The 7,032-nt window shown below is 59.1% G+C and carries 6 protein-coding genes and 2 pseudogenes; 1 reads left to right on the top strand and 7 read right to left on the bottom strand.

Annotation, left to right across the window (positions count from 1 at the left end; all coding sequences use genetic code 11):
• Positions 1–142 precede the first annotated feature (142 nt).
• The 6 genes and pseudogenes from PMI31_RS31905 to PMI31_RS16460 form a co-directional block, all read right to left on the bottom strand.
• A pseudogene (locus PMI31_RS31905) lies at positions 143–550 on the bottom strand (methyl-accepting chemotaxis protein); the annotation flags it as partial.
• A 138-nt stretch (positions 551–688) separates the two neighbouring features.
• Positions 689–1,462 (bottom strand): annotated as a pseudogene (locus PMI31_RS31900) (PAS domain-containing protein); the annotation flags it as partial.
• A gap of 534 nt (positions 1,463–1,996) precedes the next feature.
• Positions 1,997–3,010 carry an ABC transporter substrate-binding protein gene (locus PMI31_RS16475; protein WP_008019277.1) on the bottom strand — a complete coding sequence of 338 codons (1,014 nt, stop codon included), beginning with the start codon at positions 3,008–3,010 and terminating at the stop codon, positions 1,997–1,999.
• A complete protein-coding gene (locus PMI31_RS16470) occupies positions 3,007–3,555 on the bottom strand; it encodes a sigma-70 family RNA polymerase sigma factor (RefSeq protein WP_008019276.1) in 549 nt (182 codons plus the stop codon). The genes PMI31_RS16475 and PMI31_RS16470 overlap by 4 nt, the downstream gene beginning before the upstream one ends.
• A gap of 240 nt (positions 3,556–3,795) precedes the next feature.
• Positions 3,796–4,587: a phosphate/phosphite/phosphonate ABC transporter substrate-binding protein gene (locus PMI31_RS16465; protein ID WP_008019275.1), complete on the bottom strand. Its 792-nt coding sequence runs from the start codon at positions 4,585–4,587 to the stop codon at positions 3,796–3,798.
• 142 nt (positions 4,588–4,729) lie between these two features.
• Complete coding sequence (locus PMI31_RS16460; RefSeq protein WP_008019274.1) at positions 4,730–5,671, bottom strand: fatty acid desaturase; 942 nt, start codon at positions 5,669–5,671, stop codon at positions 4,730–4,732.
• Positions 5,672–6,000: 329 nt separating this feature from the next.
• Between PMI31_RS16460 and PMI31_RS16455 the strand changes: the two genes are divergently transcribed.
• Positions 6,001–6,411 (top strand): GNAT family N-acetyltransferase, encoded by a 411-nt coding sequence (locus PMI31_RS16455; protein WP_008019272.1) that lies wholly within the window; start codon positions 6,001–6,003, stop codon positions 6,409–6,411.
• A gap of 81 nt (positions 6,412–6,492) precedes the next feature.
• Here the strand turns inward: PMI31_RS16455 and def are convergent, their stop codons facing one another.
• Positions 6,493–7,032 carry a peptide deformylase gene (gene def, locus PMI31_RS16450; protein WP_008019271.1) on the bottom strand — a complete coding sequence of 180 codons (540 nt, stop codon included), beginning with the start codon at positions 7,030–7,032 and terminating at the stop codon, positions 6,493–6,495.

The following is a 7,032-nucleotide window of genomic DNA, read 5'->3' as shown; positions in this document are numbered from 1 at the left end:
GCGAGCTCGCTCGCGATGGACTCAAGAGCGCCGCGTTCCGCCAGGAAACACGCGTTATCGTTATCGACCATCGCGAGCAAGCTCGCTCCTACAGTGGGTCAACGTTTGAGCTCGCTCGCGATGAACCCCAAGAGCGCCGCGATCAGTTCAGTTGCAACGTCGAGTTGAACTGACTGATTGCATCCACCACGTGACGCGAGCCCTGCTGGATTTCCAGGATCACTTCCCCCGCCTCGTTCGCCAGCTCCACCCCCAGGCCGGTTCGACTCAGGCTCGATTGCATGCTCGACACCGCGCTGAGCGACAAATCGTGGTTCTTGCGCACCACCTCGACAATCTCCAGCGTTGCCTGACTGGTGCGCGCCGCGAGGCTGCGCACTTCATCGGCCACCACCGCAAACCCGCGCCCGTGCTCACCGGCCCGTGCCGCTTCAATCGCCGCGTTGAGCGCCAGCAGGTTGGTCTGATCGGCAATGCCGCGGATGGTCTGCACGATAGTGCCGATGATGTCGGACTGTTTGCTCACGGCATCGATACTCAGTGCCGCCTCGTTCAGGTCACGGGAAATGTCCTGGATGATCTGCACCGTCTGCTGCACCACCTCGGAACCCTTGCGGGCACAGACGTCATTTTGCACCGAGGTGCTATGGGCCGATTCGGCGGCGGTTTGCAGGGTGGTCATCTGGTGGGTGATGTCGCTGGCAAACTTGACCACTTTGTACAACCTTCCCTTGGCGTCGAACAACGGGTTGTAGGACGCCTCGAGGAATATGGTCTGCCCCTGTTTGTTTCTGCGCTCGAACCGATGGGAGTGATATTCGCCGCGATTGAGTGACGCCCAGAAATTGCGATAACCCTGGGACTCGGCTTCGGCGCGGTGGCAGAACAGGCTGTGATGCTGCCCCACCACTTCGTTGAGCGAGTACTGCATGGTTTTCAGGAAGTTTTCGTTGGCGGTGATGACCTTGCCTTCGGGCGTGAATTCGATCACGGCCATGGAGCGGCCGATCGCGGCGAGCCGGCTTTCGTTTTCGTGTTCCTTGTTGATCCGGGCGGTGATGTCGGTGGCGACCTTGATCACACTCTTGACTTGCCGGTCGGGGCCCAGCACCGGCATGTAGCTGGCTTCTAGCCAGATCTCCCGGCCGTTTTTGTGCAAGCGCAAAAAGGTCCCGCTCAGCGGCTCGCCCCGCGCCAGGTCGCGCCATAACCTGGTGTAATCATCGCTGCGCGAATACTGCTCTTCACAAAAGATCCGGTGATGCTTGCCGCGCACCTCTTCGGCGCTATAACCCATGGCACTGCAAAAGTTTTCATTGGCATCGATGACGATGCCGTCCGGGGTGAATTCAATCATCGCCATCGAACGACCGATCGCCGCCAACCTGGCGTTGGCCTCGGTCAGCGCACAGCTGAATCGTTCGATTTCCAGCAGGTCAGCCTTGTGATGTAGGTTGAACATTGTTGTATCACCTTCCGCGCGATTTTTTGACTGATGAAAGTTGCAGGTCTTTCAAATCCACCACTGCGTTCCGCAGAACAGGCACACGCGTCCCTCCAAAAAGAAGGACTGGTCAGGTGATAAATGATGATCAAGCGGAGGGTCCTTATCGCGACACGCTCATCAAGACATCCTTCTCTTGATAGCCCGCACGCGGGCCAGCCCTAACAGATTCAAGACAAATTCCATTTAGCGGACAGCTCCTTGTCATCAAGTGTCGGTGCCTTCGATTGCGCACTCTTGCGGCCAGACATCGACCGCCTCATGACGGTCGACACAGTTAGTTACACCTGATCATAGACAGCAACCTTGGGCTTGCAAGGCCACTAGTCGGCCACTACTGGGGACAAAATTGGTTCAGCGGCTTGTCGGAGGGGGGATTGCTCGTCGAGCAAGGTAGATCAGCGGCCGGCAGTGAAAGCGGGGTTGCCCGCCGAATTGGCGTAAGACTTCAGACCATTCGCGAGCAGGTCGCAGACTTCCAGATATCAAAAACTACAAGCTGGCACTCACCCTGGTCGCCACCTCCCCCGGCACCCAGCTCTTCCAAACCTGCGGCTGCTCACGCAAAAACGCTTCGGCGACTTCACGGGGTTTCTGGCGCTTTTCACTCATGTGGCCCAAGGTCTGGTTCAACAGATCAATCGGCAAGTCGACCTTTTCAAAGAACGTCACCAGATCCGGGTATTGCGCCTTGAACGGTGCCGATACGCCAATGGCCAGGCTGGCCGGCATCGAGCGCGTGCCTTTGGGATTCGGGTTGTTGGCATCGGCCAGGGTTTTCCAGGCTTGTGCGTCGAACGGCGGTTCGTCGAGTTTCACCAGTTTGAAACGCCCCAGCAGTGGGGTCGGCGACCAGTAGTAGAACAGTACCGGTTTGCCACGGCGGATCGACGACGCTACCTCGGCATCCAGTGCGGCACCGGACCCCGTGCGGAAGTTGACGTAGCTGGCGGTCAGGTCGTAAGCCTTGAGTTTCTGGCTGTTGACGATTTCCGAGGTCCAGCCGGTCGGGCTGTTGAGGAAGCGTCCGCGACTCGGGTCTTCGGGGTCGCGGAACACGTCCTTGTACTTCGCCAGATCAGCAACGGATTTCAGCTCAGGGGCCAACGGCTTGATGCCGCGCTCGGGATCGCCCTTGATCACGTACTCCGGCACCCACCAACCTTCGGTGGCGCCTTTGACCGTATCGCCGAGGCCGAATACCTTACCCTCTGCGGCAGCCTTGACCCAGGCCGGGCTGCGTCCGGCCCACTCTTCACCGATGACCTGGATATCGTTTTTGGCCAGTGCCGCTTCAAGGCTGACGGTACTGCCCGGCAGCGTGTCGGTCGGGTAGCCGTAACCTTTTTCAACGATCAGACGCAGGATTTCGGTGATCAGGCTGCCGCTTTCCCAGGTGATGTCGCCGAAGTGAATGGGTGCGGTTTTTTCCGTGGCCGATACCGGGTGGGACAACAGGCTCAGGGCCAGCAACGAACTGCCGAGCAGGGTTTTGATCGATCTCATGCGGACCTCTTGTTCTGGAGTGGACGGTTCAGGGATTGATTGGCGCTGTGCCGGTCACACAGGGCCTGGGAGCGGGTCATGTAGTCGCTGACCGAACGTAGCGAGATGCCCAGCGCAGCGGCAATTTGCGGATAGGTCAGGCCGTCGATCCGCGACAGCAGGAAGGTCGAGCGCACTTTGCCGGGCAGCCGCTGAAGACTGCGATCCACACGGGTCAGGGTCTGGGATAACTGAGCCAGCTCTTCCGGCGATCCGGCGTGGATCGGCCCGGCCTGTTGCAGTTGCTGCAGATACTGGCGCTCCAGATCACCTCGACGCCAACGCTGATAGAGCAGGCGCCGGGCGATGGTGGTGAGCAAGGCACGGGGTTCACGGATTGCCGTCAGGCCAGGGGCTTCGAGCAGTTGCACGAAGGTTTCGCAGGCAATGTCTTCGACACCGGCGGCATCGTTCAGGGACTGACGCAGGCGCGTGCAGAGCCAGTGGTAATGAGCGCGGAACAGCCCGTCCACGTGTTTGCGATGAAGAATATCGGCGCCGGACATAGGGGCTCCTGGGTTAGGGGTCGCTGAATGTCCGGTGGTCCGGTGAGGCGAATCCTAGCAAGGAGACTTATTCTTTAATAATACTTAAAACTTATTTTTATATTTCTTTATGGAATTAAAAATTGTTTGCGTCTGACAGCCCGTCATCGCGGGCAAGCCCGCTCCCACAGGTACACCGAAACCTTGTGGGAGCGGGCTTGCCCGCGAAAAAAACAGACCTGTCGATCCAACGCTCAGGTCTTATCGCAAAACCCCATACCCCAACGTCTCGGCTTCACGCTGATAGTCGAGCACCACCTGATAGTCGCTTTCGCTGGCCAGCAACACCTCAGGCAAGCCGAGGATTTCGGCGACGTCAGGCAATTCACGCAACGCTTGATTCATCGCCTGCAATAGCGCTTCAGCCTGCTGATCGCTGACGGTGGCTGAGGTGATGTAGGGCAACGTCGGGCTGAAGGCACTGCGAGTGATCACGCGCAAACCGGCCACTTCCTCTGCGGCGTGGCGCGCCAGATAGGCAAAGGTCACGCTGTCGATGGCCGCCAGATCGGCAAGGTCTTCGCGCAACCAGCGCAGACTTTCGCGATGGCTGCCGCTGATGCCGACTTGGGTAAAAAACCGACCGTCACGTTGCAACGGCGCCAACCGGTAGCGCAGCAGATTCATGCCGCTGTTGGAGTCCTGGCCATTGATCACGCCTCGGCTGTCGCGGAAATCCGGCAGGGTTCGCCGTGCATCTTCGATGCGTCCCAGAATCAGGCTGCAATGATTGCCGCCACGGCTGTCCGGCAGTTCATAACGAGGACGCCCCAGCACCCGGACCTTGCCGCGTAATGCCGTCATCAGCGGATAACCGCAGGTTTGTGTGAGCAGTAAGTGCGGCGACAGCCACAGGTCCGGCAGTGACAGGCCTTGGGCATCAAGGCGAGTGCAGTGCAAGTGCTCGAGGATTCGCGCCAGCCAGCGTTCGTTGGCCTGGTGGATGGGCTCGGGGGCGACGTACATCTGTAATTCGGCGAGGTGTCGGGTCATCGAAATAGTCCCATGCAACAAATTTCCAATGTAGGAGCGGGCTTGCTCGCGAAAGCGGTCAGACATCCAACATCTGAGTTGACTGGCACACCGCATTCGCGAGCAAGCCCGCTCCTACAGTAGGTCAGTGGCGATTCAAAAATCAGTAAAACGGATGCCTCGGGCTGTCGATGGCTTTGACCCCATGTTCACGCCACAACTGCCCATAACCCCGCACCAGAAACCCGCCACTGCGCGCCAACCATTGTTCGCGGCGGGCCCTGTAGGCGCGGGGCAAGTCGTACCAGGGCAACCCCGGCAACTCGTGATGCACCAGGTGGAAATTGAGGTTCAGGAACAACCAGCGCCACGGCCAGGCGGCTTCATTGAGCACGGTTCGTTGTTCCGGCGCCGCCTGAGGTCGATGTTCATAGTAGGAGCGAATCATGGCGATCGACAGGGCCGGCACACTGATCAAAAACAGGTAATGCCAAACCGGCAATACGCTCAAGCGTGCGATGAACAGCAGCATCAAACCAGTCAGCGAGCCGTGACTCAGCCACATCAGCCAGGCCTGGCGCTCACCGGCTGTCAGGCGCTGCAGTTCTTCACGGGCCAGCGTCAGCAAGGCCAGCGGCGCGCCAAAGGCAAAGCGGCCGAGCACGGTTTTGTTCAGCCAGTGCAGGCTGCGCACCAGCCCTGAACTGCCCTGCCACTGTTCGGCGCTCAGGTAACGGCTTTCCGGATCGCGACCGGGGATCGTCAGGTCCTCGTCGCGGTGATGCAGCAAATGGCTATCGCGATACAAGGTGTACGGATACCAAACGGCAAACGGCGCGTAGCCAAGGATTTTGTTCAGGGTTGGCCAGCGCGTGGGATGACCGTGCAGCAGTTCGTGCTGCACGGATAACCACAGCACCAGCAATGGGATCAGCAACAGCGTGCTCCACCACAAACCCAGCCGATGGCTGTTCAGCACGATGCCAAACCAGCTGCCATACACGCCGATCAACAGCAGCCAGGTCGGCCATTCGGTGCGTGCGGTGAAGCGTCGACGCAGGGTTTCGATTTCTTGTTGGTGGGCGCTATCGAAGTATTGGGGCATGGCGTTGCTCAGATCGGGGACCAGTCCCCTTCTGTGCAATGGCCTTGGGAAATCCTGCAGATTATTTTCAGGAGGATCGCTCCCATGTTGCATGGGAGCGATCAATCAACGCGAGATCAGTGACCGAACACGCCGACCTTTTTGGCTTTCTTGTCCGCACGCTTTTCAATGGCGGTTTTCACCGGTTTCTTTTTCGCCGCTTTCTTTGAATCCAGACCTTTGGACATGATGCGTACTCCACTCATGGGGATGTGAAATCAGGTATACACCTATCCCGGCGCGTGTGTTCTTTTATAATCGCCCGCTTTGCATACCGACAGTCGAAAACCATGCCCGACACCCAATACGCCCTGCTCGACGAGCCGTTATGGCCATTGATGAACAAGTTCTACCGCGCTCACCAGTCGTCGATGAAGGCCGTGCGCGACGCGCAGTTGTGGGTGGCCCGGCGTGACCGGATCGTTGCCGCGCTGTGTTTGCGTCCGGTGTCCGGTGGGCATTGGCTGACCGGGTTGTTTGTCGAGCCGGGATGTCGCGAACAAGGGATTGCCGCCGGGTTGATTGCCGCAGCGGTGAAGGATTGCGAGCTGCCGGTGTGGCTGTTCTGTCATCCGGATTTGCGGGGGTTTTATGAGCGCCGCGGCTTTACTTTCGATCCGCCGATGCCTTACGCGATGGTTGAACGCTTGAGCCGGTATGCGCGTAGCAAGCCGATGATTGCGATGGGGCTGGAGCCCTGAACCTGTAGGAGTGTCAGGTTAAGAGGTGTCGACTGACACACCATCGCGAGCAAGCTCGCTCCTACAGGTTTTTGCGGTGGTTTAGTCGTCCGCGTTGGGGTCCAGGTCCGGGAACATCACCTCGGTGAAGCCAAACTTGCTGAAGTCGGTGATGCGCGACGGGTACAGGCGGCCGATCAGGTGATCGCATTCATGCTGCACCACCCGTGCGTGAAACCCCGAGGCAATGCGCACGATGGGCTCGCCCTTGGGGTCGACGCCTTCGTAGCGAATCCGCTGGTAACGCTGCACCGCGCCGCGCAGGCCCGGCACGGACAAACAGCCTTCGAAACCCTCTTCCAGGGTCGGGCTCAGCGGTGTGATCAACGGGTTGATCAGGATCGTCTGCGGCACGGCCTCGGCATCCGGATAACGCTCGCTGTGCTCGAAACCGAAGATCACCAGTTGCAGGTCGACACCGATCTGCGGAGCCGCCAGGCCAACGCCCCCCACACTTTCCATGGTCTGGAACATGTCATCGATCAGTTGCCACAGCTCGGGGCTGTCGAACATCTCGGCCGGCACTGGCGGGGCAACGCGCAGCAGGCGCTCATCGCCCATTTTCAGAATTTCACGAATCAT

The sequence above is a fragment of the Pseudomonas sp. GM55 genome (genome assembly GCF_000282395.1).
Classification (GTDB): Bacteria; Pseudomonadota; Gammaproteobacteria; order Pseudomonadales; family Pseudomonadaceae; genus Aquipseudomonas; species Aquipseudomonas fluorescens_CC.
This window is presented reverse-complemented; position numbering and strand designations above follow the sequence as displayed.

What these genes read in the sequence shown, in the direction of transcription:
- PMI31_RS16465 (WP_008019275.1), bottom strand. Translation starts at nt 4,587, where the DNA reads ATGACCCGACACCTCGCCGAATTACAGATGTACGTCGCCCCCGAGCCC.
- PMI31_RS16470 (WP_008019276.1), bottom strand. Translation starts at nt 3,555, where the DNA reads ATGTCCGGCGCCGATATTCTTCATCGCAAACACGTGGACGGGCTGTTC.
- PMI31_RS16455 (WP_008019272.1), top strand. Translation starts at nt 6,001, where the DNA reads ATGCCCGACACCCAATACGCCCTGCTCGACGAGCCGTTATGGCCATTG.
- PMI31_RS16460 (WP_008019274.1), bottom strand. Translation starts at nt 5,671, where the DNA reads ATGCCCCAATACTTCGATAGCGCCCACCAACAAGAAATCGAAACCCTG.
- def (WP_008019271.1), bottom strand. Translation starts at nt 7,032, where the DNA reads ATGATTCGTGAAATTCTGAAAATGGGCGATGAGCGCCTGCTGCGCGTT.
- PMI31_RS16475 (WP_008019277.1), bottom strand. Translation starts at nt 3,010, where the DNA reads ATGAGATCGATCAAAACCCTGCTCGGCAGTTCGTTGCTGGCCCTGAGC.